Source organism: Streptomyces sp. BE20, from assembly GCF_036322525.1.
Taxonomy (GTDB): domain Bacteria; phylum Actinomycetota; class Actinomycetes; order Streptomycetales; family Streptomycetaceae; genus Kitasatospora.
The window spans coordinates 1-301 of record NZ_JAQYWW010000532.1 but is presented as its reverse complement, the minus strand read 5'-3'; the positions used below and the strand labels follow the sequence as shown (position 1 = coordinate 301).

The 301-nt window shown below is 76.4% G+C and carries 1 protein-coding gene; it reads left to right on the top strand.

The window, feature by feature from the left end; all coding sequences use genetic code 11:
* The coding region (locus PUR61_RS08380; RefSeq protein WP_329877308.1) for a hypothetical protein at window positions 1-301 on the top strand (301 nt) is incomplete at both ends.

Here is a 301-nt window from a genome sequence, read left to right as displayed (position 1 = left end):
TGGACGCGCGGCTGCGTCCGGTGCCGCCGGGTGTGCCGGGTGAGCTGTACCTCGCGGGGGTGCAGCTGGCGCGGGGGTACCTGAACCGGGCGGCGCTGACCGCCGAGCGGTTCACCGCCGACCCGTACGGTCCGCCGGGCTGTCGGATGTACCGCACGGGGGACCTCGCCCGGCGGACGGCCGACGGGCGGTTGCAGTTCCTGGGCCGGGTGGACGACCAGGTGAAGCTGCGCGGCTTCCGGATCGAACTCGGCGAGGTGGAGGCCGCGTTGGCCGCCCTGCCGGGCGTCGGCCGGGCCGT